The 24,319-nt window shown below is 31.7% G+C and carries 20 protein-coding genes and 1 tRNA gene; 8 read left to right on the top strand and 13 right to left on the bottom strand.

The features are described from left to right. Positions 1–219: 219 nt before the first annotated feature. From mnmG to BB050_RS07890, 3 genes are all read right to left on the bottom strand, one after another. The gene (gene mnmG, locus BB050_RS07900) at positions 220–2,091 is read right to left on the bottom strand and encodes a tRNA uridine-5-carboxymethylaminomethyl(34) synthesis enzyme MnmG (protein WP_066033197.1); all 1,872 of its coding nucleotides are present in this window, start codon (positions 2,089–2,091) and stop codon (positions 220–222) included. Between the two features lie 783 nt (positions 2,092–2,874). After that, positions 2,875–3,294, bottom strand: coding sequence for an rRNA maturation RNase YbeY (gene ybeY, locus BB050_RS07895; protein ID WP_066033196.1), 420 nt, complete (start codon positions 3,292–3,294; stop codon positions 2,875–2,877). Continuing rightward, complete coding sequence (locus BB050_RS07890; protein ID WP_066033195.1) at positions 3,291–6,692, bottom strand: DUF4175 family protein; 3,402 nt, start codon at positions 6,690–6,692, stop codon at positions 3,291–3,293. Before BB050_RS07890 ends, ybeY begins: the two co-directional genes overlap by 4 nt. A 163-nt stretch (positions 6,693–6,855) precedes the next feature. Here BB050_RS07890 and gltX point away from each other — a divergent pair, with 163 nt between their 5' ends. Next, positions 6,856–8,361 (top strand): glutamate--tRNA ligase, encoded by a 1,506-nt coding sequence (gene gltX / locus BB050_RS07885; RefSeq protein WP_066033194.1) that lies wholly within the window; start codon positions 6,856–6,858, stop codon positions 8,359–8,361. A gap of 254 nt (positions 8,362–8,615) precedes the next feature. Next, positions 8,616–9,599: an SPFH domain-containing protein gene (locus BB050_RS07880; RefSeq protein ID WP_066033193.1), complete on the top strand. Its 984-nt coding sequence runs from the start codon at positions 8,616–8,618 to the stop codon at positions 9,597–9,599. 19 nt (positions 9,600–9,618) lie between these two features. Here the strand turns inward: BB050_RS07880 and BB050_RS07875 are convergent, their stop codons facing one another. The 5 genes from BB050_RS07875 to BB050_RS07855 form a co-directional block, all read right to left on the bottom strand. Further along, complete coding sequence (locus tag BB050_RS07875) at positions 9,619–9,873, bottom strand: DUF6327 family protein (protein ID WP_066033192.1); 255 nt, start codon at positions 9,871–9,873, stop codon at positions 9,619–9,621. 2 nt (positions 9,874–9,875) lie between these two features. After that, the gene (locus tag BB050_RS07870; RefSeq protein ID WP_066033191.1) at positions 9,876–10,226 is read right to left on the bottom strand and encodes a competence protein; all 351 of its coding nucleotides are present in this window, start codon (positions 10,224–10,226) and stop codon (positions 9,876–9,878) included. 75 nt (positions 10,227–10,301) lie between these two features. Continuing rightward, entirely contained in the window at positions 10,302–10,628 is a 327-nt protein-coding gene (locus BB050_RS07865) for a YtxH domain-containing protein (RefSeq protein ID WP_066033190.1), read from the bottom strand. 93 nt (positions 10,629–10,721) lie between these two features. Next, the gene (locus tag BB050_RS07860) at positions 10,722–11,201 is read right to left on the bottom strand and encodes a hypothetical protein (RefSeq protein ID WP_066033189.1); all 480 of its coding nucleotides are present in this window, start codon (positions 11,199–11,201) and stop codon (positions 10,722–10,724) included. 1,205 nt (positions 11,202–12,406) lie between these two features. Further along, on the bottom strand, positions 12,407–14,524 hold the full coding sequence (locus tag BB050_RS07855) for a glutamine--tRNA ligase/YqeY domain fusion protein (protein WP_066033188.1): 2,118 nt from the start codon (positions 14,522–14,524) through the stop codon (positions 12,407–12,409). Positions 14,525–14,631: 107 nt separating this feature from the next. Here BB050_RS07855 and folB point away from each other — a divergent pair, with 107 nt between their 5' ends. Both folB and BB050_RS21835 read left to right on the top strand, forming a co-directional pair. After that, entirely contained in the window at positions 14,632–14,991 is a 360-nt protein-coding gene (gene folB / locus BB050_RS07850; protein ID WP_008465779.1) for a dihydroneopterin aldolase, read from the top strand. A 94-nt stretch (positions 14,992–15,085) separates the two neighbouring features. Beyond that, positions 15,086–15,156, top strand: a tRNA-Cys gene (locus BB050_RS21835). Positions 15,157–15,524: 368 nt separating this feature from the next. Here the strand turns inward: BB050_RS21835 and BB050_RS07845 are convergent. Genes BB050_RS07845 through rnr form a run of 3 tightly spaced genes read right to left on the bottom strand, consistent with a single transcriptional unit; the run spans position 15,525 to position 19,093 of the window. Further along, positions 15,525–16,205 carry a LysE family translocator gene (locus BB050_RS07845; protein ID WP_008465780.1) on the bottom strand — a complete coding sequence of 227 codons (681 nt, stop codon included), beginning with the start codon at positions 16,203–16,205 and terminating at the stop codon, positions 15,525–15,527. A 13-nt stretch (positions 16,206–16,218) separates the two neighbouring features. Beyond that, the gene (locus BB050_RS07840; protein WP_066033187.1) at positions 16,219–16,887 is read right to left on the bottom strand and encodes a head GIN domain-containing protein; all 669 of its coding nucleotides are present in this window, start codon (positions 16,885–16,887) and stop codon (positions 16,219–16,221) included. 22 nt (positions 16,888–16,909) lie between these two features. After that, positions 16,910–19,093 carry a ribonuclease R gene (rnr, locus tag BB050_RS07835; RefSeq protein ID WP_066033186.1) on the bottom strand — a complete coding sequence of 728 codons (2,184 nt, stop codon included), beginning with the start codon at positions 19,091–19,093 and terminating at the stop codon, positions 16,910–16,912. 110 nt (positions 19,094–19,203) lie between these two features. Between rnr and BB050_RS07830 the strand changes: the two genes are divergently transcribed. Then, on the top strand, positions 19,204–19,437 hold the full coding sequence (locus BB050_RS07830) for a putative signal transducing protein (protein ID WP_008465783.1): 234 nt from the start codon (positions 19,204–19,206) through the stop codon (positions 19,435–19,437). A gap of 803 nt (positions 19,438–20,240) precedes the next feature. Continuing rightward, positions 20,241–20,672 (top strand): ribose 5-phosphate isomerase B, encoded by a 432-nt coding sequence (gene rpiB, locus BB050_RS07820; RefSeq protein ID WP_008465784.1) that lies wholly within the window; start codon positions 20,241–20,243, stop codon positions 20,670–20,672. Positions 20,673–20,811: 139 nt separating this feature from the next. Here the strand turns inward: rpiB and BB050_RS07815 are convergent, their stop codons facing one another. Beyond that, a complete protein-coding gene (locus tag BB050_RS07815) occupies positions 20,812–21,081 on the bottom strand; it encodes a DUF1294 domain-containing protein (RefSeq protein ID WP_066033184.1) in 270 nt (89 codons plus the stop codon). A 116-nt stretch (positions 21,082–21,197) separates the two neighbouring features. Between BB050_RS07815 and BB050_RS07810 the strand changes: the two genes are divergently transcribed. Next, positions 21,198–23,321, top strand: coding sequence for a Tex family protein (locus BB050_RS07810; protein WP_066033183.1), 2,124 nt, complete (start codon positions 21,198–21,200; stop codon positions 23,319–23,321). 91 nt (positions 23,322–23,412) lie between these two features. Here the strand turns inward: BB050_RS07810 and BB050_RS07805 are convergent, their stop codons facing one another. Then, positions 23,413–23,592 carry a Sec-independent protein translocase subunit TatA/TatB gene (locus BB050_RS07805; protein ID WP_008465789.1) on the bottom strand — a complete coding sequence of 60 codons (180 nt, stop codon included), beginning with the start codon at positions 23,590–23,592 and terminating at the stop codon, positions 23,413–23,415. Positions 23,593–23,805: 213 nt separating this feature from the next. Here BB050_RS07805 and BB050_RS07800 point away from each other — a divergent pair, with 213 nt between their 5' ends. Further along, on the top strand, positions 23,806–24,312 hold the full coding sequence (locus BB050_RS07800; protein ID WP_008465791.1) for a hypothetical protein: 507 nt from the start codon (positions 23,806–23,808) through the stop codon (positions 24,310–24,312). The last annotated feature ends 7 nt before the right edge of the window (positions 24,313–24,319 follow it).

The raw sequence follows: 24,319 nt of genomic DNA, 5'->3' as shown, positions 1-24,319 counted from the left end.
GAAACGGCTAATAATTCAAATTATTTCAAAAAAATCATTCTTGTTTCAGCAAAAGGTTTCACGTGGAACAGAAACAATTTTAGATTTCAGACTTTAGATTCTAGATTTATTCTCGATTCTGAAATAAAAACCTAAAAGCAATATAGTTTCACGTGGAACATTTAAAAGTTTTTAGTCACAGTAAAAACTGGAAGCTTAAAACTGAGACTGCAAACTTTTTTATCTTCCCATATAAATCAAAAGCACGGAAATATCACTTGGTGATACCCCGCTTATTCTTGAAGCTTGAGAAATGGTTACAGGACGAATCTTGCTTAATTTCTGTTTGGCTTCAATAGACATTGATTTTATTTTGTTATAATCAAAATTGTCTGGAATTTTTACTTCTTCCAGGCGATTCAACTTATCTGCATTATTTCTTTCTTTTTCGATATAACCAGAATATTTTACTTGAATTACGGCTTGCTCTACAATTTCTTCATCCAAATCATTCTCTTCGATGTAAGCCGAAACTTTTTCAAACTTCAACATATCTTCCAATTCAATTTGCGGACGAGAAAAGATTTTAAACATTTTATCTCCCTGCGAAATCGGTGCAGATTCTTTTGCTTCCAAAATCGGGTTAGTTTCTGCAATTGTAACACTTGTTTCTTTAAAAAATTGAACCATCTTTTCAGACTCGTTCAATTTCTTTTCCATTCTTCGCAAACGATCTTCAGAAGCTAGACCAATTTCATATGACATTGGAGTCAATCTGAAATCGGCATTATCTTGACGCAACAAAGTTCTATACTCTGCTCTTGAGGTAAACATTCGATATGGTTCTTCCGTTCCTTTCGTAATCAAGTCATCAATTAGAACTCCAATGTATGCTTCATCACGTTTTAAAATCAATGGATCTTTTTCATGCACTTTCAAGTGTGCATTAATACCTGCCATCAAACCTTGAGAAGCTGCTTCTTCATATCCGGTTGTTCCGTTAATTTGTCCAGCGAAATATAGTCCTTCAACTAACTTCGTTTCCAAAGTATGTTTCAATTGAGTTGGAGGAAAGAAATCATATTCGATTGCATAACCAGGTCTAAAAAATTTTACATTTTCAAAACCTGCTACAGAACGAAGCGCTTTGAATTGGATATCCTCTGGAAGAGAAGTTGAAAATCCATTTACGTAAACTTCACATGTATTCCATCCTTCTGGTTCAACAAATAATTGGTGACGCTCTTTATCTGCAAAACGATTTATTTTATCTTCAATCGATGGACAGTATCTTGGTCCTAAACTTTTGATTCTTCCATTGAACATTGGAGAGCGATCAAAACCTTCTCTCAAAATATCGTGAACATTCAAAGACGTATATGTCATGTAACAAGAACGCTGATGCGTTAACGGAGAAGTCATATCTGAATAAGAAAACTTATCTGGCTTTGCATCTCCTTTTTCTTCATTCATTTTAGAATAATCTAAAGAACGTCCATCTACTCGAGGTGGCGTTCCCGTTTTCATTCTTCCAGCTTCAAAACCTGCTTTAATCAAATCTTCGGTAATTCCGGTTGCAGCACTTTCTCCTGCTCTACCACCTCCGAATTGTTTTTCTCCGATATGAATCAAACCATTTAAAAAAGTACCGTTTGTCAAAACCACAGATTTGGAACGAATCTCCACACCAAGCGAAGTTCTAATTCCTTTTATCTTTCCGTCTTCGATAATCAACCCTTTTACCATCTCTTGATAAAAATCAAGATTTGGAGTAGCCTCCAACATCATTCGCCATTCTTCTGCAAAACGCATTCTGTCACTTTGAACTCTCGGCGACCACATTGCAGGTCCTTTCGATTTATTCAACATCTTAAATTGAATTGCCGTACGATCTGAAACAATTCCTGAATATCCACCAAGTGCATCAATTTCACGAACGATCTGTCCTTTCGCAATTCCACCCATCGCAGGATTACATGACATCTGTGCAATGTTTTGCAAACTCATTGTAACCAATAAAGTTTTCGACCCCAAATTTGCAGCCGCAGCCGCAGCTTCAGAACCAGCATGGCCAGCACCAACCACAATAACATCGTATTCTTCTAAAAACATTTTGTTTTATTATTCTCCAAAAACCGCTAACGCGGTTTCTAGAATTACTTTTATATTTTTCTTGTTCCACGTGGAACGTATATTTTTTTTGTTTCAAGTTTGAGGTTTCAAGTTCCAAGTTCAAACTAGGATCTTCAAACTAGGATCTTCAAACTGGAATCTTCAAAACTTCAAACTTCAAACTTCAAACTTCAAACTGAAAACTTCAAACTTCAAACTGAAATCTTCAAACTGAAATCTTCAAACTGAAATCTTCAAACTGAAATCTTCAAACTGAAATCTTCAAACTGAAATCTTTAAACTAAAATCTTTAAACTGAAATCTTCAAAAATATTTCGCTTGAAACATTTTAAAAAACTTCCATTCTAAACTTCCATTCTAAACTTCCATTCTAAACTTCCATTCTAAACTTCCATTCTAAACTTCCATTCTAAACTTCCATTCTAAACTTCCATTCTAAACTTCCATTCTAAACTTCCATTCTAAACTTCCATTCTAAACTTCCATTCTAAACTTCTATTCTAAACTTCAAAGACCATTTTAAAATCATGTTCCACGTGAAACATCTTATTCTTTTTCTTTTAAACTCAAACTTAAAAAATCGTTCCACGTGGAACGATTTAATCTTTTATTCAAATTCTTTACTTTAACGTTCCACGTGGAACGTTATAAAATTCTTTTACTTTCTTCTAATATGTTTCATGTGGAACGTTATAAAATTTAAAATCTAAAACGTTTCACGTGGAACATAGATTATTTTTTTTTTTTTTTTAAGATGTTTAACTACTGTTCCACGTGAAACATCTTCATCTTCTCCTCTTCCTTAGCCCTCATTAATTGAGCATCTTCATCTGTCTTATCTTTATATCCACAGTAATGTAGTATACCATGAGACAGCACTCTTTTAAGTTCTTCGGCAAATGAAACTTTGAAGTCTTTTGCATTGTCTGCAACACGTTCTACAGAAACAAAAATATCGCCATTTAACTCGTTACCAACTGTATAATCAAAACTGATAATATCAGTAAGAGTATCATGATCTAGATATTCAACATTGATTTTATGAAGATATTCATCGTCACAAAATATGTAGTTTATCTCGCCTTCATTCTTTCCTTCAGAAACAATTACAGCACTTAACCAGTCACTAAAAGCCTGCTCGTCTCCTAAAGTAAAATCTGTTTCGTAATTAAAATTTATCATTTTGTATTAAAGTATTCTTGAACTTTTTGATTAAAATTCGAGCGCAAAGGTAGTGATTGTCTGTTTAATATCTCCACACTGTTTAAATATTCCAATAGTGAACTTGGTAAAGCATTGGAACGATTTGTAAACTCTGCCTTATTTGTTTCAGATTGTCTTTGTGTATCTTGTCCTTGTTGCTGAACTGCATTGTTCAATTTCCATAATTCTTGCTGGATATTAAGAATACGTTGCAGGTTCTCATTCTTAAATCCTTTATTCAAAATCTGCTTTTCAGATTGTTTCATTTGATCAATAATAGATCTGCCTTGAGTATCTAAACCTTTCTTCGCTAATTCTTTTTGAAGTGCTTCACGAAGCTTAACTTGCTCTTTGTATATTTCCATTATTGCTTCTGCGTCGCCTTCTCCATCTTTTCCTTCATTACCGTTCTTCTCCCCTTTTCCATTCTTTCCATCTTTACCAGAATTGCCTTTATCGCCACTTTTATTTCCTTGCCCTTCCTTGCCCTGACCATCTTTACCCTGTCCGTTTTGTCCTTGTCCAGACTTCCCATCTTTACCCTCTCCAGGTTTATCTCCGGGTTGCTGTCCAGGTTTCATTCCTTCTTTCATTTTATCAGCAAGACCTTTTTGTTTCTGAATAATATCTGGTAACTGCATTCCTTGTCCGTCTACTGGTTTAGGTTTTCCAGCTCCCGGTTTAGGCATAGACATCTGCATGTTATTCAATAAATCACTTAAGAAATCCGCTAACTTATTGGCAGATGAAACTGCATATTGCTGGTGTGAAACTCCTCTTGGAATTTGAACATCGGTTAAGGTTTCTATAGCCTTGTCCATGTTGTATTGTACATTCCCAATTTCTTTGGTTACATCTTCAGCTACCTTTGGATTACGTAATGAAAGGGCAAACAAACTATCATCAACATGTCTGAACTGCTGTTTCAAATTCTGTTGAATCTTGATATTCTTTGTAAAGGTTGAAGAACCTAATTTCATTGCTTTAAACTGTTTCATCACATCCTCTTGTGATAAAGAATAAGCCAAAAGATTATCTAGAATCTGACGAAGCATTGCAACATCTTCTTCTAATTGTTCTTGTTCTCCACCTTCCATTTCGCTCTGCATTTCCTGAGTCATAGACTTCATTTTCTTAGCCGCACTTTTCTGTTTTGGCTTAGCTCCAGAAGTATTCTTTTTACTCAATTCCTCAGAAGCTTTATTCAAATCATTGTCTACATCTTTCTCTTTTGAAGCATCAGACGGAATATCTAAAGGTTTTTTTAAAGTCTTATTTTCCTCTTTCAAATCTTTTAAATCTTCTTGAATCTTATCAAAAGATTTATTGATTTCATCCTGCTTCTCTTTAGTATTTTCTTTCTCTTTATTTGATAACTGTTCCTGTTGTTCTGACAGTTTATTTAATTTCTCTGCAACTTGTTCTGCTTTCTTTGAAACATAAAAACGTTTGGTTAGCTCGACCAATTGTTCTAAATTACGAGATTGGTTTTTACTGATTTGTTTGAACTTTTCCATCTTATCAAACAGTTCTTCACTGTTTAATTTATCGTTTAAGTTCTTTAATTCGTCTAATAATTTCTGATTCTTTTCTAAATCTTTCTGTGCATTATCTAAACGCTTTTGTAAATCTTCGGCAATTTTATCCTTCTTATCCTCTTTGAATTTATTTAAATTCTGATTCATTTTCTCAGAAAATTGTTTCATCATTTCGTCTTGTTGTTTCTGACGTTTGATAAAATCGTTAATCTTCTGCTGATCTTTAAACTCTAAATTATCTTTTTCCTTTCCTGTATTCTGAAGCTTATCCATTTCTGAAATCTGCTTCGTTTGATTCTTCAAAGATTTAGATAAACTATTGATGTTTTGATTTTGCTGTTGTAATTCCTGATCCTGAATTTCATCTGTTGTTGCTACACGATCTGAAAACGTAGAAGACTTTGTAGACTTAAATCCGTGTGGTGCATCGTTATCAAAAACTTCAAAATAGTATTCGTATGAAACTCCTTCTTCTACTGGAAGGTTACTCGGAAAATTAAAAACAAACTGATCAAATACTCCAGACTTTACAGGAATGTTTCCACGCTTAGCAGACTGTGGTTTGTTACGTTCGTAGTATACAATTTGTAATTTCGAAAGTCCGTAATCGTCACCCAATCTTCCTAGAATATAGTTCTTATCAAGCTTCAAACTGTCTGGCGCAGGACCTACATTGATGGTTGGAAACTGATCTTTGATCACAGACAGCTGATAATCTAGTTTTTCGTAGTTTTTAACCTTATCATTTGACGTAAGTATTTGATATTCGGTATTTTGACTTATATTTTTAGCCAATTTAAACTCATTTTCGGCCTTATTGAACTTAAATACTTCATTATCTCTTTTCCATACTACTTCTTGGGTAGATTTCGTATTCATTTTCCAAGTTACAGTGGTTCCTTCAGGTACAATTGCGTTTCCAGTTCCTTGAATTGTCTCTGATTTTTTCTTTAGATAAGAAGGAAAATTTAAAACCATTTCGAAGTTTGCAATCGATGGAACTGTGATCACTTTCAATTCATATTCTTCAGAAATAACCGAATTTCCTTCAAAAGAAAATTGAATATTCTCAACTGGTTTCTCTACTTTAAATTCAAACTTTCCAGGTTGAGAAGATTCCATAAAATAGCTTTCATCACCAATATGAATCATCACATTTTCTGGAACAACGTTTCCAACAGATTCCATTTTGATCACGAAATCTTTGTTTTGTTCTGCTTGCAAATTAGAATTCAAAACCACAAATTTAAATGGAGCTGGTGGTAAAAATGCAGAATTGAAATGCACTACTCTATTCAAACTTTGAGAAATTACATTGCTATTTCCAGAAATATAAAACACAGCAAAAAGCAAAATTGGAACTAAAGCTAATGGCAAATATTTTTTATTTGCTTTAAAATTAATCGCATTTCCAAATGGAATTGGTTGCAAAGAATTTGCTTTTTGTTCTATTGAAGCTAAAACCAATTCTGAACTTTCAGCATTATTTTCAGAAGACAATTGCAAAAAGTTAGTCAGTTTATCACTTACTTCTGTGAAATGATTTCCAATAATTTTTGAAGCTTGAGTATAATCAATTCCTTTTTGAAGTTTAAATAATTTAAACAATGGAAACAGAATTAAACGGACTAAAAGGAAAACTTCAACTGCAATAAATATCCAAAATAGAAACGTTCTTCCTATAGGTTTTAGCCAAAGAAAATACTCTACAAAAAGCGTAAATAGAAAATACAATAAACCAAAACCGGTAAAAAGTAATATCCCTTTTATCAATTCGTTGGTATAATATTTCTTAATGAAAGCTTCTAACTTTTGATATATAGCAGATGATGTTTTCAAAATAAATCTGTTTTAATTATAACCTATAAAAGTAGTAATTATAAAGATTCAAATTCTAAAAAATTAAATTCCAAATTCTAAGGATTCACCTAGTTTGGAATTTGGAATTTTTAAAAATTTGAATTTATTGAAAGTCGTATCTTTGCAACAAAATTTTAAACAAATGTCAAAGCAAGTTCGTGTGCGTTTTGCACCAAGTCCGACTGGACCGTTACATATTGGCGGAGTTCGTACTGCCCTATTTAATTATTTATTTGCAAAGAAACATAACGGTGTTTTTTATCTGAGAATTGAAGATACAGATCAAACTCGTTTTGTTCCAGGCGCAGAGGCTTACATTATGGAAGCTCTTGAATGGTTAGGAATTGCTCCTGAGGAAACGGTTGGAAAAAATGAAAAATTTGGTCCATACAGACAAAGCGAACGTAAAGATTTATATCAGCAATATGCAGATCAGCTGATCAATTCTGGTTGGGCATATTATGCTTTTGATACTCCGGAAGCTTTGGATGCACATAGAAAACAACACGAAGCTGAAGGAAAAACATTTATTTACAATCATCATAATCGTGAAAAGTTAGATACTTCTTTGGTAATTTCTGCTGACGAAGTTGCTAAAAGAATTGCAAATGGAGAACATTATGTAATCCGTTTTAAAACTCCGGTTGATGAAACTTTACATTTGAAAGATATCATTCGTGGAGATGTGAAGTTTGAAACGAATCTTTTGGATGATAAAGTTTTGTTCAAAAGTGACGGAATGCCAACGTACCATTTAGCTAATATTGTAGATGATCATTTGATGGAAACTTCACATGTAATTCGTGGTGAAGAATGGTTGCCTTCTATGCCACTTCACGTTTTATTATACAAAGCATTTGGTTGGGAAGCTCCAGAATTTGCACATTTACCTTTGATTTTGAAACCAGTTGGAAATGGAAAATTATCAAAAAGAGACGGAGATAAAATGGGATTTCCAGTATTTCCATTAGAATGGAAAACTCAAGAAGGTGTTTCATCTGGTTATAGAGAAAAGGGATTTTTCCCGGAAGCAGTTGTAAACTTCCTTGCTCTTTTAGGATGGAATGACGGAACTGATAAAGAATTATTTTCTTTAGAAGAATTAGCTCAATCTTTTGACTTGAACAGAGTTCACAAAGCTGGAGCTAAATTTGATCCAGAAAAAAACAAATGGTTTAACCACCAATATTTAGTAAAACAAAATGATGCAGATTTAGCGAAAACCTTCTCTCCTATTTTAGAAGAAAAAGGCTTCTCGACTCCGCTCGAAGTGACAACTCGCATTGTTTCACTTGTAAAAGAAAGAGCAAACTTTGTATCAGAATTTTGGGATTTAACTGATTTCTTTTTCCAATCTCCAACATCATACGATGAAAAAGCAAGCAAAAACTGGAAAGAAGAAACTCCAACTTTAATGCAGGAATTGATTTCTGTTTTAGAAAATATTGAAGATTTTACTTCTGCAAATATTGAAGCAATCGTAAAAGATTGGTTAACTAAAAACGAAATCGGAATGGGTAAAGTAATGCAACCTTTCCGTCTAAGTTTGGTTGGTGCTCTTAAAGGTCCTCACCTTTTTGACATTGTTGAAATCATTGGAAAAGAAGAAACTATTTCTAGAATCCAGAAAGCAATTTCAACTTTATAAAAAAAATTTACCATTAAGATATTAAGAAAATTAAACCCAACTTAATGGTAAAAAAAGGAAAGTTTTTTAAGTTCATAAAGCTTAATTGTCTTGACAAAGTTTTGACTTAATTATCTTAATACCTTAATGGTTTAAAAAAAGCAAACGCTAAGTAACATTTAAAAAATGTTGTTAGCGTTTTTTTAATGCTTAAAAAATTTAATTTAGAAGAATTTTCGTAATTTACCAAAATTCATAAATTAAACTAAATAACCATGAGTACAGCATTTATTATCTTTTTAGTATTGGCATTCTTCATTTTTATGTCGTCTTTCTTTACTGTAAAACAGCAATCGTCTGTTATTATCGAGCGATTTGGAAAATTTCAGAGTGTTAGAAATTCAGGATTACAACTTAAAATTCCGTTGGTTGATAGATTGGCCGGGCGTGTAAATCTTAAAATTCAGCAATTGGATGTTATCATTGAAACTAAAACTAGAGACAACGTTTTTATTAAAATGAAAGTTTCGGTTCAGTTCAAAGTAATACAAGAAAAAGTATACGAAGCATTTTATAAACTAGAATATCCACACGATCAAATTACTTCTTATGTATTTGATGTGGTGCGTGCTGAAGTTCCGAAACTAAAATTGGATGATGTTTTTGAAAGAAAAGATGATATTGCAGTTGCAGTAAAACGCGAATTGAACGAAGCAATGTCTGCATACGGATATGATATCATCAATACTTTGGTTACTGATATTGATCCAGACATTCAAGTAAAAAATGCAATGAATAGAATCAATGCTGCAGATAGAGAAAAAACTGCTGCAGAATTTGAAGCTGAAAGTTCAAGAATTAGAATCGTTGCAAAAGCAAAAGCCGAAGCAGAAAGTAAACGTTTACAAGGTCAAGGTATTGCAGATCAACGTCGTGAAATTGCAAGAGGTCTTGTAGAAAGTGTTGAAGTTTTAAACCAAGTTGGAATTAATTCTCAAGAAGCTTCCGCCCTAATTGTAGTTACTCAGCATTATGACACTTTACAATCTATCGGATCTGATACAAACTCAAACTTAATTCTTCTTCCAAATTCTCCACAAGCCGGAAGTGATATGTTGAACAATATGGTTGCTTCCTTTACAGCTTCTAACCAAGTTGGCGAAATGATGAAAAAAGGAAATAAGAAAATTGAAAAACCAAAACAAACGCCAAGACAATCTGGTTACGAAGATGACATTCAACCAGATGTTCAACAATAATTGAAAAACAAAAAGAGGCTTAATCGCCTCTTTTTCTATTTATAAACCAATTGATAATAAATGGTAAAACGGATTGCAAAATTTCTGGAAATGATTTTTTGACATAACCTGTGTAAGATGAAATAAAACCATTTACAATATTTTGTGGAGTAATGCTTTCTTTTGTTTTCTGAAAACTTAAAACCAATTTCTGATAATTGATTTCTTTTTCCAATTTCAAAATTTCCAGATCTCTTTCAATCTCAGCATACGAAGAGTATTTTTTTCTTTCCATAATTAATCATTAAAAAAGATTTCTGAAAATTTCTCCAAGATTGGCCCTTCTACTACTTTATCTTTTACAAAGAAAAGTAAAATAGTCAGCACCAAATAGATCCCTCCTACTGTCAAAAATCCGAGAGCATTACTTCCAAACAAAGAACCAAAAGCATACGCTGCGGCAAAAGATCCAAAAATCATAACCATACTGAAACATAATAAAATCAAAGTAAACTTAAAGATCAAAGTTGTAGATTTCATTGCAACCTTAAAACCCCAAAGTTTATAATAAGCTAAATGACTTTCAATATATTCTTTAGCCTGATCTTGAACTTTTTCAGTGTTTTCTTTTAATTCTTCAAAAGCCATAAATTCTATTTTTTTAAATAAAAAAGCACAAAACTGTCTTATAAAAATAAGCAAGTAATGTGCTTTATAAAAATATTATTTCTGAAGTTTAGCGTTATGTGCTTTTAGTTCAGCAAGTTTACTTTCTAAAAAAGTGATCACTTCTTCTGTTTTGTAACTCATATTCGAAAGTAAATCATCATACGTTCCGTCTAAGTTTTTCTTTGCGTGAGCAAACTTTTCACGTAAAACTTCTGAACTTGCATCAAAAGAATCTTTCAAATTATGCCTTGCATCATCTAAACCTTCTTTAATTTTTGCTCGAGTTTTAGATCCTTTATCAGGTGCAAATAAAATTCCGATCGCCGCTCCTGCAGCTGCTGCAGCTAAAATTGCTGCTGCTGTATTTAAATTCTTAGACATGGTAGTTACAATTTAAAATTATTAATAAAGATACTCTTTTTTAAAATGATAAAACTTTGATTATTTGTAATTTACAAAAAATTAACAATCTTATTAATACATATAAGCCACAGCTTCGTACTTACCATCTGCTTTTTCGACAATGCTAACAAAAGGATAACCATTTGAAGCCGATTTAGATTTGATTCTCATAGCAGTCTGTTTCTGATTTGCAATTGGCGGTTCACCTTTTGTCCTTGTTGAGACTCCTGTAAAACTAGCTGCCTGTTTCAGTCCTATTGTTTTTTCTTGTGGAAGAACAGTTACCATTTTGTAATCGTCTTTAGAATCAACTACTATTTTATCAGAAATTTTCTGAGTTTGTTTTGTTTGCTTGTTTGTAATTGATGAAACAGCATGTTTGCTAATTTTGATTTGTTCAGAACTTCCATTTAAAGAATAATAAACAAAACCATTTTCGTTTTTAATAAAATTTACATCAAGCTGTTCTCCATTGTGTTTTGTAATTTGATGTGTTTGTGAAATTGCTACGTTTGCAAATAATAGTGCTACTGCGAAATATAAAATTTTCATGATAAATTAGATTTAAATTAAAAATTGTCAGAATTGAAATTTAAAAACTAAACTTTCACTCAAATTCAACATTATGGAATTTTGTTATTACAATATAATTTGAAAAATATCTTTTACGGGAAATATTATCAAAATTGCATCATAATAAAAATGAGAACATAAAATTGTCTTTTTGGGAAATCAGTTTTGAAAATCCATTGTCATAAAAATTACGAGTTTCTAAAAACAATACATTTTCAACTTAGATTCTTTACGGCAAATTTTAATTTTTTACAAAAATCATCTCTGACTTTTGGTATTGAGTTAAAAATAGCAACTTTATAAACAATTGTGTGTTAACAAGCCGTTAAACTGACTAAAATAACAGTAAAAATTAAAATAAAGGCTTTAGATAAACAATAATTCAAAAAATGAGTTATCTATCAAATCACTTTAAAAAACGTCTTAAAATCAATTTATAAAGGTTAAAATCAATTTATAAAAACTATTATTTTTATATTTAACATCACTTTTATAAATAATAATTAAAAACTAAAAATTTTAAAAAAAAATAATAAAAATTTATAATTATCAAAGACTTAAAAAAATAACAAAAAACTATAGTTTTAACTTCTATAGTCAGTTTTACAAATAATAATTATAATCTAAATTTTTAGTTATAATAATAATCAAAACTTATAATTACAAAAATTGAATTTAAAAACTTAAAAAATAGGAAAAAACTTTAATTTCAGTTTTTTGAGAAAAAAACTAGAACTGAAAAACAAAAAAATTAAAATAAAGAATTTTAAGGGATGAAAAACAAAAAAAGGTCTTCTCTATTCAACTATTTTTTATGCTTGCTTAAAGATAATTTATGAAAGTCATTTTTAATCTAAAAAATAAATTAAAATTATAAAAATAATAGATTTTATAAATAATAAGTACATATAATTAAACATATAAATAACATTAATAAAAACTATATTATAAAGTTTGATGCGAAAAATTAGGAGCTAAAAAAGACAAAAATCAAAATAAAGCTTCTAGGTAGATAAAAATTAAAAAAATGAATTCCTTATCCGACATTTTTTTATTTTCTTTTAAAATCAATTTATGAAAGTCGTTTTTAATTTATAAAAATTATAAAATTATTATTTTCAATAGTTATTCTATATAATAAAAAAAAGCGCTTATAAAAGCGCTTTTCATAAATTTAGTTGATATTATTTCTTCACCATTTCAGAAAGAATTTCAATTTCTCTTTCAGAAGCATTTTTTGGTGGATTTGAATATAATTTTAAAATTTCGTCAGAAAATTGATTTCTCAAATCTTCACTTTCAATATCTCTTAAATTTAAAAGTGCTTTTGATCTCACATAAGTCGATTCACTTTTTAAAGACATTGAATATAATTTCTTAATATCTTCTTCTTCAAAATCTGTTGATTTCCAGTTTGAATATTTCAAAATAAACTGAGAAAACAACAGCGAAGCCTTATTATTGTTGATATTTTTCTTCAAAGAATTTTGTAAAAGAGAAAAACTAGAGATGTTTTTAATGTTATCGCCTATCGCACTTTCAATTGCAATTCTTTCAGCTTTAGTTTCAACTTTAAAATATTTGTTGATTTCTTTTAAAGAGTTATTTATGCTGTTTTCTTCTTTTTTACCCTTTTCTTCCCAAGCATCTTTCAATCCAACAGTCTTGTTAAATACTAATTTTGAAGGAGTTGAATCTTTATCAACAGTAAAATATCCTAAACGTTGAAACTGGAATTTATCTTCATTTTGAGCAGTTGATAAACTTGGTTCAACATATCCAGTTACAATTTCTAATGAATTTGGATTCACAAAATCTAAGAAATTCTTTTCTTTATAACTGTCTGGAGCTTCATCTGTAAACAAACGATCGTACAAACGAACTTCTGCTTCCAATGCATGTTTGATTGAAACCCAATGTAATGTTCCAGATACTTTTCTTTGGCTTGCTTCTGTTCCGCTTCCGCTTAAAGAATCAGTATCATAAGTAACATGAATTTCGGTTATATTTCCGTTTTCATCTTTTATAACAGATTCACCTTTAATGATATATGCATTTTTAAGACGAACTTCTTTTCCTAAAGTCAAACGAAAAAATTTAGCAGAAGCTTCTTCTAAAAAGTCTTCTCTTTCAATGTATAATTCACGAGAAAAAGGCACTTTTCTGAAACCAGCACTTTCATCTTCCTGGTTATTTTCAGCTTCCAACCACTCCTCTTTTCCTTCTGGATAATTAGTAATTACCAATTTTATAGGATCTAAAACAGCCATTACACGAGGTGCAATTTTATTCAAATCTTCACGAATACAGAATTCTAAAACCGATACATTTATTAAATTATCACGTTTTGCAATACCAATTGTATTAGCAAAATTACGTAAAGAAGCAGCTGTATAACCACGTCTTCTTAATCCAGAAATAGTTGGCATTCTTGGATCATCCCAGCCGTTAACATGCTTTTCTTTAACTAGTTGCTGTAATTTTCTTTTACTAACAACAGTGTGTGATAAGTTACGTCTTGCAAACTCTCTTTGTTTTGGACGCAGTTTATTTTCATCAAAAATTTGATCTAAAAACCAATCGTATAATTCACGGTGAGGCAAAAATTCAAGTGTACAAAATGAGTGAGAAATTTGCTCTAAATAATCACTTTGTCCGTGTGCCCAATCGTACATTGGGTAGATTTTCCAAGCATCTCCAGTTCTATGGTGATGTTTGTGTAAAATTCTGTACATAATTGGATCACGCATTAACATGTTGGTTGATTTCATGTCAATTTTTGCACGAAGAATATGTGTACCAGCCTCAAATTCACCGTTTTTCATTCTTTCGAATAAATCTAAGTTTTCTTCAACAGAACGATTTCTGTATGGACTGTCAGTTCCTGGAGTTGTTGGAGTTCCTTTTTGGATCGCCATTTCTTCAGAAGATTGACTGTCAACATACGCTTTATCTTTTTTAATTAATAAAACTGCCCAATCGTATAATTGTTGGAAATAATCTGATGCATAACATTCTTCAGCCCATTTGTAACCTAGCCATTCTACATCTTTTTTAATAGCATCAACAAATTCCTGTTCTTCTTTTTCAGGGTTTGTATCATCAAAACGTAAATTCACAGGAGATTGATAATCAATTCCTAAACCAAAATTTAACGCAATAGAACTCGCGTGCCCAATGTGTAAATAACCATTAGGTTCTGGTGGAAAACGAAAGCGAAGTTTAGTATTTGAAAGACCTGATTTTACGTCTTCCTCTATGATTTGTTCAATAAAATTGAGTGATTTCTCTTCTGATGCCATTATTTTATAGTAATTTTAGCAAAGATAAAAAAAAGGTTTCAGGTTTCAGGTTTAAAGTTATTTAACTAGCGCAAAACCTGAAACTTTAAACGTGAAACAACATAAAAATGGGAGTTATAAAACTGAAAAATATCCGTACTTTTTCTTACCACGGATGTTTAATTGAAGAAGGAAAAATTGGATCTGATTACACAGTAGATTTAAAAATTAAAACCAATTTACAGAAATCAGCAGAAACAGATCATCTTTTAGACACTGTTGACTATGTACATTTGAACAAAATTGTGACGGAAGAAATGGCAATTCGTTCGCATTTATTAGAACATGTAGCCAAAAGAATCAATCTTAGAGTATTGGCAGAGATAGAAACTGTAGAAAAAACAACAGTTTGGGTTTCTAAAATTAATCCGCCTATTGGTGGTGATGTTGAGTCAGTTACTATAAAAATGACGGAAATTAGAAAGTAATGTTTAAAATTAAAATCCTAAAATTTTAAAATAGTTACTATGAAACTTTTGAAATTTAAAGATTTTAGTTACTTTTGCCAACCGTTCAAGTAATGGCGTCGTGGCCGAGCGGCTAGGCTGGGCTCTGCAAAAGCTCCTACTCCGGTTCGAATCCGGACGATGCCTCAAAACCTTCAAAGCAATTTGAAGGTTTTTTTTATGTCTAATTTTTAGAAAAAATTAATTAAATATATTGGTTCGAATCCGAACAATTTCTCAAAAAGAGATACAGAAATGTGTCTCTTTTTTTTATGCTTAATTTTACCACAATCTTGTCATTTCGACGTAAAGAGAAATCTTCACAAATAACTCCGTAACAATTTGTCCAATCTTTGTAGAGCTTCTCGTGAAGATTTCTCTTTACGTCGAAATGACAAACTGTTGTCAACTTTGTCAAAGTTTCAAACTTTGACAAAGTTCAAAACTAACAGTTATAAACACAAAAAAACCTCTGAAATTCAGAGGTTTAATTTATAGTTTTGAGTTATCAACAACTACTTCTTTTCTATTCTTTCGAAAGCATTTTTAACCATTTCTTTTTCTTTTGGAAACCATCCTTGAATTACTAACGCAAATCCGAAAATCATTAAAACAACGCTAATTCCTTTTTTAATTTTAAGAATATTATTCGGAGTCATTTTTGATTTTAACTGTTTGGCTAATAAAATCTTAGCACAATCAATTAATAAGTAAGTGATGATTACAGCAGTAAAAAATGTCATCATTCTTGAAGTCTGCATATCTAATTTTGGCCCAACAGAAATAATTACAGCAAGCCAAAAACCAAGAACACCAATGTTGATAACGTTCAATAAAAAACCTTTTACAAACAAACTGCCATAATTTCTTTTCAGAATATCACGGTCGATCTCTTCATCGTTTATTTTTTCTTCTTTCTTTAGCTTTACAAACGAAATAATACCATAAGTAAGCATAATTATTCCTCCAAAAATAAAAAGTGCTGGATCGTCTTTTAAACTAGAAATCAATCTATAACTTCCTAGATAAGCTATAGCAATAAAGAAAATATCGCCCAATACTACCCCTAAATCAAAAACAAGTGCAGCTCTAAATCCTTTTGTAATACTGGTTTCTAATAAAACAAAAAATACAGGACCTACCATAAAACTAAGAACAAGTCCCCAAGGAAGTCCCGCTAGAATATCGTTAATCATCAATTACTACTTGTTATTTTACTTCTTCTATTTTACCGCCAAAAACTGTTTTCTGGTTTATTTGCTTTGGTTTTCCATAAATGTAAATAGAGCCTCCTGCGCTCACTTTTGCATCAACAAGGGTTGAAGCATTAACATCGGCTTTTCCGCCCGCAGAAACGCTTACAGTAGTTTGAGACGTGCTAAGTTTACTTGCTAGTAAATATCCTCCTGCCCCTAAACTTGCATCTTGGTTGGCAGCTTTACCTGTTAATGTAATTTTACCTCCAGAAACTGAGCTTACTTTTAGCTTATCAACATCCAAATCAACGTTAATAATACCGCCTTCCTGAGCACTAACTTTAAAAGAAGTTGCTTTTATAGCTTCACTGCTTTTTACTTCTGCTCCTTCATTAACATCAATCAATTCGATGTGTTTGTAATACAAAGTTACTTCAAGATCATTTCCTGACAGCAATTTTGGAAAAGGCATTCTTAGCTTTAAAATACCGTTTTTGTTCACAGCTTCTAATTCTGCTTCTCTAGTACCTTTTATAACAATTTTATTTTCAGATCCTTGAACTAGTTTTACACTTAATTTATCAAATACTTTCACGGTATCAAAATCACCTAACTCTTTGGTAACTTGACCAAAAGACATTTGTACAAATAAAATTGCTGCTCCTATAATTAGCTTTTTCATACTTTTATTTTTAAATTAATATTTATTCTGCTCGTCTTAAAAAATGAAAATCCAATTGTTTTTTCACTAAGTCGGCATTTTTAACTTTCACATAAATTTCGTCTCCTAACTGCAGTAAACGATTTGAAGTTGCTCCAACCAATGCATATTGCCTTTCGTCAAAAGTATAGTAATCCTCTTTTATCTCTCTGATTCTTACCATTCCTTCACATTTGTTAGAAACGATTTCAACATAAATTCCCCATTCGGTCACACCAGAAATAACACCAAGGAATTCTTCTTCCTGATGATCTTGCATGTATTTAACCTGCATGTATTTGATACTGTCACGCTCAGCATTTGTTGCTAAGTTTTCCATGTTTGAACAATGCAGACATTTGGTTTCGTAAGCTTCTTCATCCACAGAAGCACCTCCATCCAAATAATATTGCAGCAAACGGTGTACCATTACGTCTGGATAACGACGAATTGGCGATGTAAAATGGCTATAATAATCAAAAGCTAAACCGTAATGTCCAATATTATCGGTCGAATATTTGGCTTTACTCATACTTCTAATAGCAAGAGTATCAATAAGATTTTGTTCTTTCTTACCGCTAACTTCTTCCATTAAAGCATTTATAGATTTTGCTATATCACCTTTTGTTCTAAAATCAATTTTATAACCAAACTTAGCAATTACAGTCTGCATTGCAATTAACTTATCTTCATTTGGTTCGTCGTGAATACGGTAAACAAAGGTTTTCTTCTGTTTTCCAATGTATTCTGCTACTTTTCTATTAGCCAAAAGCATAAATTCTTCAATCAAATGATTGGCATCTTTTGATATTTTAAAATATACTCCTTCTGGTTCTCCTTCTTCGTTAAGATTAAATTTCACTTCGACTTTATCAAAAGAAATAGCGCCTTGCTGCATTCTTTTCTTTCTCAAAATTTTAGCCAATTCATCTAGTTTTAAAGTCGCTTCAACAATTTCATCGGATACAACATAAGATTCTCCAGTAATAGAAACATCAACTGGAATTGTATTATTTCCTTTTGTTTCAATAATATGCTGAGCCTCTTCATAAGCAAAACGCTGATCGGAATAAATTACAGTTCTTCCAAACCATTGGCTGATAACCTGCGCCGTTGGAGAAACTTCAAATATTGCTGAGAACGTATATTTCTCCTCATTCGGACGAAGCGAACAAGCAAAGTTAGACAATACTTCTGGAAGCATTGGCACTACCCTATCTACCAAATAAACCGAAGTGGCTCTTTGATACGCTTCATCATCAAGGATGGTTCCCTCTTCCAAATAATACGAAACATCGGCGATATGAATTCCAATTTCGAAGTTTCCATTTTCTAACTTTTTGAAAGACAAGGCATCATCAAAATCCTTGGCATCTTTTGGATCTATCGTAAACGTAAGCGTATCACGCATATCGCGACGTTTTGCAATCTCAGATTCCTGAATTGATGTATCCAATTTTTGTGCAAAAACCTCTACTTCTACCGGAAAATCTGCTGGCAAACCATATTCAGCCAAAATAGCATGAATTTCAGTATTATGCTCTCCAGGTTTTCCTAAAACTCGAATTACAGATCCAAACGGACTATCTGCTCTTTTTGGCCAATCTTCAATCTTCACTAAAACTACATCTCCATTTTCGGCTTCACCAATTTTATCTTTTGGAATAAAAATATCGGTATACATTTTAGGATTTGCAGTAGAAACAAAAGCAAAATTAGGCTGCATATCTATTACACCTACAAACTCTGTTTTATCTCTTTCAAGAACTTCAATTACCTCACCTTCAGGTCTTTTTCCTTTTCTTCTGTTATAAACGTAAACTTTTACTTTGTCTTTATCTAAAGCACGATTCAAATTATTGGTCGGAATAAAAACATCTTCTTCAAACTCGTCACAAATAAAATATGCCGTTTTTCTGCTCGTCATATCTATCGTTCCTTCGTAGTAATCCTGGCTGATTGCTTTTACTAAGTATTTTCCAGGTTCTGTTTCTATGATTTTCTTCTGAGCCGCCAGAATCTTTAGATCTTTTATAATCTGATTTCTGCTTTTGGTATCATCAAGTTCTAGCTTTGCTCCTATCTGTTTGTAATTGAATGGCTTATTAGCGTTTTGCGATAAAATCTTCAGGATTTTCCCAGAGAAATCTTTCTCTTTTTTTATCGGCTTTCTAATTTTCTTACTCATATATCTTTTCTAATAAGGTTTAAAATTACGAATAAGAAATCAGATTACAGATTTTAACAAATAGAATTATTAAAATTATAACTTTTCGTACATTTACAAAAAGACCTAATATGGAAAGCTTTAAAACGATCGCCGTATTCAATTATCTGCACGAAACCGTAGTTCTCAAACACTTACTGGAACAAGAAGGAATCCCTTATTTTTTCGAAAATGAAATGACGCTCTCAGTCGTTCCCTTATACTCGGCTGCTCTGGGCGGAATCAAACTCAAAGTCCATCCAAACGATTTCGAAGAAGTCCAGCAAATTCTAGACAATCTCAACAATCCGCTTAAAATCGTCTGAAACAAAAATTCAAAAATCAATTTCAAATCAGAATAAAATTCAAACTAAAATCAAATTTTTTCAATTTCAACTTTTTTAGTTTTCAACATATATTAAATACAACAAAAAAGAATTTTTAAAATTTAAAAAAATTTGGTTGTTATTATAGCTTGTTAATATGTCGAATAATTTTTTTTTTGAAGCCATTGAAATCTCGTTTTACTTATTTATTCTGAGTTATCAACATAGTTATTTTTGGTTAAATGATTAATTTATAAGACTTTTTGTATTTTAATTAACAACGGTTGACAACCAAAATTGAATTGATTTTGTAGATAAGTTGATATGTTGATTTCTGTTGAAAATGGTATTTTTGATATTGATAACTTTTCCAAAAATTCACGAAACTTTTCTTGCATATTTAATTTCAGTTTTGGATTATGAAATTTTTGAAAACAACCAAAAAAAACTTCTAATTTTCTTTTCGAACTTATTAACATTTTCTGTTAACTTAAAGTTAATTGAATATCAAGCAATTACAAACTCCTATTAACACCTCAAAATTTTAACAAATATTCTGTTTATTCTTCATTGATTGTGAGATAGTTATAGAGTTATAAAAATTGTTAATAACCTATAAGGTTTTGACAGTAAGATAGTTATGATTCTTATTTTTCTATCACTAATTTGACGAATGACGCGAATTTATATTGGAATGTTTATATAGTATTTGAAAGAAAAAAATTTGTGAAAATTAGTGTAATTCGTGGCAACCATTTATTAATTGAGTAAATTTGCATAACACAACTTAATAGTATAGAAAAATGAAAATTTCGATAGGAAACGACCACGCAGGACCAGAATATAAAAAAGCAATTGTTGAAATGCTTAAAGCTAGGGGATATGAAGTAACTAACTACGGTACAGATACTGATGCTTCTGTAGATTATCCAGATTTTGGACATCCAGTTGCCAATGATGTATCTGAAGGAAAAGCTGATTTTGGAATAGTAATCTGCGGAAGCGGAAACGGAATCGCAATGACTGTTAATAAACACCCGAAAGTGAGAGCTGGTTTATGCTGGACTAAAGAAATCGCGTATTTGACGCGTTTACACAATGATGCCAATATTGTGAGTATTCCAGCAAGGTTTACCTCTATTCATCAAGCTGTTGAAATCGTTGAAACATTCCTTGATACCGCTTTTGAAGGCGGAAGACACCAAAATAGAGTGAATAAAATTGCTTGCGCATAAAAAATCAAAAAAATTCGGTGCTTCGCACCTATTCATAAACCACACCGGGCCGATTTTTAATTTGCTCGGTTTTTTATTTTAAGTGTTTATTATTCAGTATTTTAAAATGTAATTTTTTAGTTATCAACAATGTTAATATCTACTTTTTATAATTTACATAAGCAAGTATAAGAGCCACTTGAATTAGTAAAATCACAGCAAACTTTACAATAAATGAAGTTTTACTCGTTTTATGTCTAAATAATAACATCGCTGTTAATAACCCTGGCGATCCACCGGTTAGAGCCATGAGAAACAAGGTTTTTTCGGGAATACGTCGGTTATTTTTTCGGGCTTGAGATTTGTCATATCCCGCGAAAATAAAAACGAGAATGTTTATAAATAAAAAATATAGTAATAAAACTTCCATTGGCTTAAAATTAAAAACAAAGATATTATTTTAGCCGAATGATTTACTATTTTGCAGAAACGCTTTAACAAGTAAATTATATCATTTTTAAGTAAGAAAATCATTTCATTAAAAGTATGACTAATATTCAATTCATTGCCAAGTCTGTTCAGGCACCCGCAGTCAGTATTCAAAACACAGTTAAATTATTAGAAGAGGACTGTACGATTCCGTTTATTTCGCGATATAGAAAAGACGCAACCGGAAATCTAGATGAAACTGTAATTGAGCAGATTGCAAAACTTCAAAAAGATTATGATACACTTATTAAACGTAAAGAAGCCGTTTTAAAATCTATTGAAGAGCAAAAAGCGCTTACGCCAGATTTGAAGAAAAAAATTGAAGACAGTTTTGATTTACAAGAAATAGAAGATTTTTACCTTCCATACAAAAAGAAGAAAAAAACAAAAGCCGATGTAGCGCGCGAATTTGGTCTTGAACCTTTGGCTAAATTGATTATATCTGAAAGTGATGTTGATATCGATTTTATTTCGACTCAGTATATTAATGAAAATGTTATTAATGAAGAAGCCGCTATTCAAGGCGCAAGAGATATTGTAGCCGAGTGGATTAACGAAAATATTTATGTTCGTAAACAATTAAGAAGATTGTTTCAGCGAAAAGCGACTATTGCTACAAAAGTGGTTAAAAAGAAAGCCGAAGAAGAAGGAGCACAGAAATTCAGCCAGTATTTTGATTGGGAAGAACCGTTGACAAAAGCGCCAGCGCACCGTTTATTAGCAATGTTGCGTGCAGAAAATGAAGGTTTTATCAAAATGAAAATTGATGTTGATATCGACGACGCATATGATGTAATTGACGAAATCATCATTAAAAAACAAAATAATACAACAGCTCATTTGCAATTAGCGATTGAGGACAGTTATAAACGTTTACTGAATCCAGCAATTGGAAATGAAACGTTGCAAGAAGCAAAAGCCAAGGCAGATGCGAATTCAATTCAGGTTTTTGCTAACAATTTAAGTCAGTTGTTATTGGCTCCGCCGTTGGGAGAAAAGCGTATTTTAGCAATCGATCCAGGATTTAGAAGCGGTTGTAAAGTAGTTTGTCTGGACGAAAAAGGGGATTTATTATACAACGAAACGATTTATCCACACGCGCCTCAAAACGAGGAAACAATGGCGATAAAAAAAATCCGTTCGATGGTAAATGCTTATCAAATTGATGCCATTTCTATTGGAAACGGAACGGCTTCTCGCGAAACAGAATTTTTTATCAAAAAAATCGCGTTTGACAAACCAGTTCAAGTTTTTGTGGTTTCTGAGGCGGGAGCTTCGGTATATTCTGCTTCAAAAATTGCGAGAGAAGAATTTCCAAATTATGATGTAACAGTTCGTGGTTCAGTTTCTATTGGGCGACGCCTTTCAGATCCGTTGGCCGAATTGGTAAAAATTGATCCTAAAGCAATTGGAGTAGGACAATATCAGCATGATGTTGATCAGACTAAATTGAAAGAAGAATTAGACAGCACGGTAATTCGTTGCGTAAACTCGGTTGGAATTAATATCAACACAGCAAGTAAACACTTATTAAGTTATGTAAGTGGAATCGGGGAGAAGCTGGCAGAAAACATTGTACAATACCGCTCTGAAAACGGACCTTTTGAAGACAGAAAACAGCTGAAAAAAGTGCCTCGTCTTGGAGATAAAGCATATCAGCAAGGAGCAGCGTTTATTAGAATTACAAATGCTAAAAATCCGCTGGATAATTCGGCCGTGCACCCAGAGGCTTATCCTGTTGTTGAAAAGATGGCTAAGGATTTGAATATTTCTTTGAATGAATTAATTGCCAATAAAGAGAAAACAGCGCTTATTAAGCCCGAAAAGTATGTTACGCCTGAAATTGGTTTATTGACGCTGAAAGACATCATAAAAGAGCTTGAAAAGCCAGGATTGGACCCAAGAAAGTCGGCCAAGGTGTTTGAATTTGATGCAAACGTAAAATCAATCAAAGATTTGAAAACCGGAATGATATTACCGGGAATTGTTAATAACATAACCAACTTTGGCTGTTTTGTTGACATCGGAATCAAAGAAAGCGGTTTAGTTCACATTTCTCAGTTAAAAGCTGGGTTTGTAAGCGATGTAAACGAAGTTGTGAAATTACATCAGCATGTCGATGTGAAAGTGACTGAGGTTGATGAAGATAGAAAGAGAATTCAGTTGACGATGATACTTTAAATTTCAAAAATAAAGTTCCAAATTCCAATTGGAACAAACAAAAAAATCCCAGACTACATTGTAATCTGGGATTTTAATTTTTTCGAATTTCTTATTTTGTTTCTTCCTCTTGTTTTTTAGAAGCAGCAGGTTGATCGTCTTTAGCAGCGTTTTTAAATTCCTTAATTCCACTTCCTAAACCTTTCATTAATTCTGGAATTTTTTTACCTCCAAAAAGTAATATCACAATACCTACGATAACAAGGATTTCTGTAAGACCTAATCTTCCCATGACTAATATATTTAATGCCGAAGCAAATTATTTTTCTTAATTATTCCGCAAAGGTATATAGAAATATACGAAATAGAAGTATTTTTAGTTTAAAATATTCGTATTAGACCGCGTTAAATATTTTATAAAATCGTAAATTATAGCTCTTCAAGTAATTTTTCGAATAAATATCATGTTGATTAATTATTATATTTGCTAGCATAAAGAAGGATAATGACTCAAAAAAAGAAAAAGAATTTTAGAAAAAAACTGTTCATTAAAAACCGGTTAGTAATTTTAAATGAAGACACTTTTGAAGAAATATTTTCTTTTAGGCTTACTTTAATGAATGTCTTTGTAACGTTTACTTTAGGAGGAATATTTCTAATTTTGGTTACTACTTTTATCATTGCTTTTACGCCCCTTCGCGAATTTATCCCTGGATATTCTTCTACAGAATTGAAACGAAATGCTACTAAACTGGCCATTAAATCAGATTCTTTAGAAACGGCTTTGAGACAAAATGAAGCTTATATAAAAGGGATTCAGAAAGTCTTAAAAGGCGAATTAGAATATTCAAAATTTAATAAAGATTCAATATTATCAGAATCTGTTGAAGATGCTTCAGATTTAAATATGAAAGCATCTGATGCTGAAATAAAACTGAGAGAAGATGTAGCCGAAACAGAAAAAGAACTGAAGGCTAAATCTCAAGACAAAAAGAAAAGTGATAAAAAATAATACCACT

Source organism: Flavobacterium anhuiense, assembly GCF_001705175.1.
Lineage (GTDB): Bacteria > Bacteroidota > Bacteroidia > Flavobacteriales > Flavobacteriaceae > Flavobacterium > Flavobacterium anhuiense.
The sequence above is the reverse complement of the archived record's forward strand: the minus strand, read 5'-3'. Positions and strand labels throughout refer to the sequence as shown.

Bases quoted from the DNA above. Each gene is read 5' to 3' on its own strand.
- BB050_RS07845 (WP_008465780.1), bottom strand. From the start codon at position 16,205: ATGATTAACGATATTCTAGCGGGACTTCCTTGGGGACTTGTTCTTAGT.
- BB050_RS07860 (WP_066033189.1), bottom strand. From the start codon at position 11,201: ATGAAAATTTTATATTTCGCAGTAGCACTATTATTTGCAAACGTAGCA.
- BB050_RS07815 (WP_066033184.1), bottom strand. From the start codon at position 21,081: ATGGAAGTTTTATTACTATATTTTTTATTTATAAACATTCTCGTTTTT.
- BB050_RS07810 (WP_066033183.1), top strand. From the start codon at position 21,198: ATGACTAATATTCAATTCATTGCCAAGTCTGTTCAGGCACCCGCAGTC.
- rnr (WP_066033186.1), bottom strand. From the start codon at position 19,093: ATGAGTAAGAAAATTAGAAAGCCGATAAAAAAAGAGAAAGATTTCTCT.
- BB050_RS07800 (WP_008465791.1), top strand. From the start codon at position 23,806: ATGACTCAAAAAAAGAAAAAGAATTTTAGAAAAAAACTGTTCATTAAA.
- gltX (WP_066033194.1), top strand. From the start codon at position 6,856: ATGTCAAAGCAAGTTCGTGTGCGTTTTGCACCAAGTCCGACTGGACCG.
- folB (WP_008465779.1), top strand. From the start codon at position 14,632: ATGGGAGTTATAAAACTGAAAAATATCCGTACTTTTTCTTACCACGGA.
- BB050_RS07865 (WP_066033190.1), bottom strand. From the start codon at position 10,628: ATGTCTAAGAATTTAAATACAGCAGCAGCAATTTTAGCTGCAGCAGCT.
- BB050_RS07875 (WP_066033192.1), bottom strand. From the start codon at position 9,873: ATGGAAAGAAAAAAATACTCTTCGTATGCTGAGATTGAAAGAGATCTG.
- BB050_RS07880 (WP_066033193.1), top strand. From the start codon at position 8,616: ATGAGTACAGCATTTATTATCTTTTTAGTATTGGCATTCTTCATTTTT.
- ybeY (WP_066033196.1), bottom strand. From the start codon at position 3,294: ATGATAAATTTTAATTACGAAACAGATTTTACTTTAGGAGACGAGCAG.
- rpiB (WP_008465784.1), top strand. From the start codon at position 20,241: ATGAAAATTTCGATAGGAAACGACCACGCAGGACCAGAATATAAAAAA.
- BB050_RS07870 (WP_066033191.1), bottom strand. From the start codon at position 10,226: ATGGCTTTTGAAGAATTAAAAGAAAACACTGAAAAAGTTCAAGATCAG.
- BB050_RS07805 (WP_008465789.1), bottom strand. From the start codon at position 23,592: ATGGGAAGATTAGGTCTTACAGAAATCCTTGTTATCGTAGGTATTGTG.
- BB050_RS07830 (WP_008465783.1), top strand. From the start codon at position 19,204: ATGGAAAGCTTTAAAACGATCGCCGTATTCAATTATCTGCACGAAACC.
- BB050_RS07855 (WP_066033188.1), bottom strand. From the start codon at position 14,524: ATGGCATCAGAAGAGAAATCACTCAATTTTATTGAACAAATCATAGAG.
- mnmG (WP_066033197.1), bottom strand. From the start codon at position 2,091: ATGTTTTTAGAAGAATACGATGTTATTGTGGTTGGTGCTGGCCATGCT.
- BB050_RS07840 (WP_066033187.1), bottom strand. From the start codon at position 16,887: ATGAAAAAGCTAATTATAGGAGCAGCAATTTTATTTGTACAAATGTCT.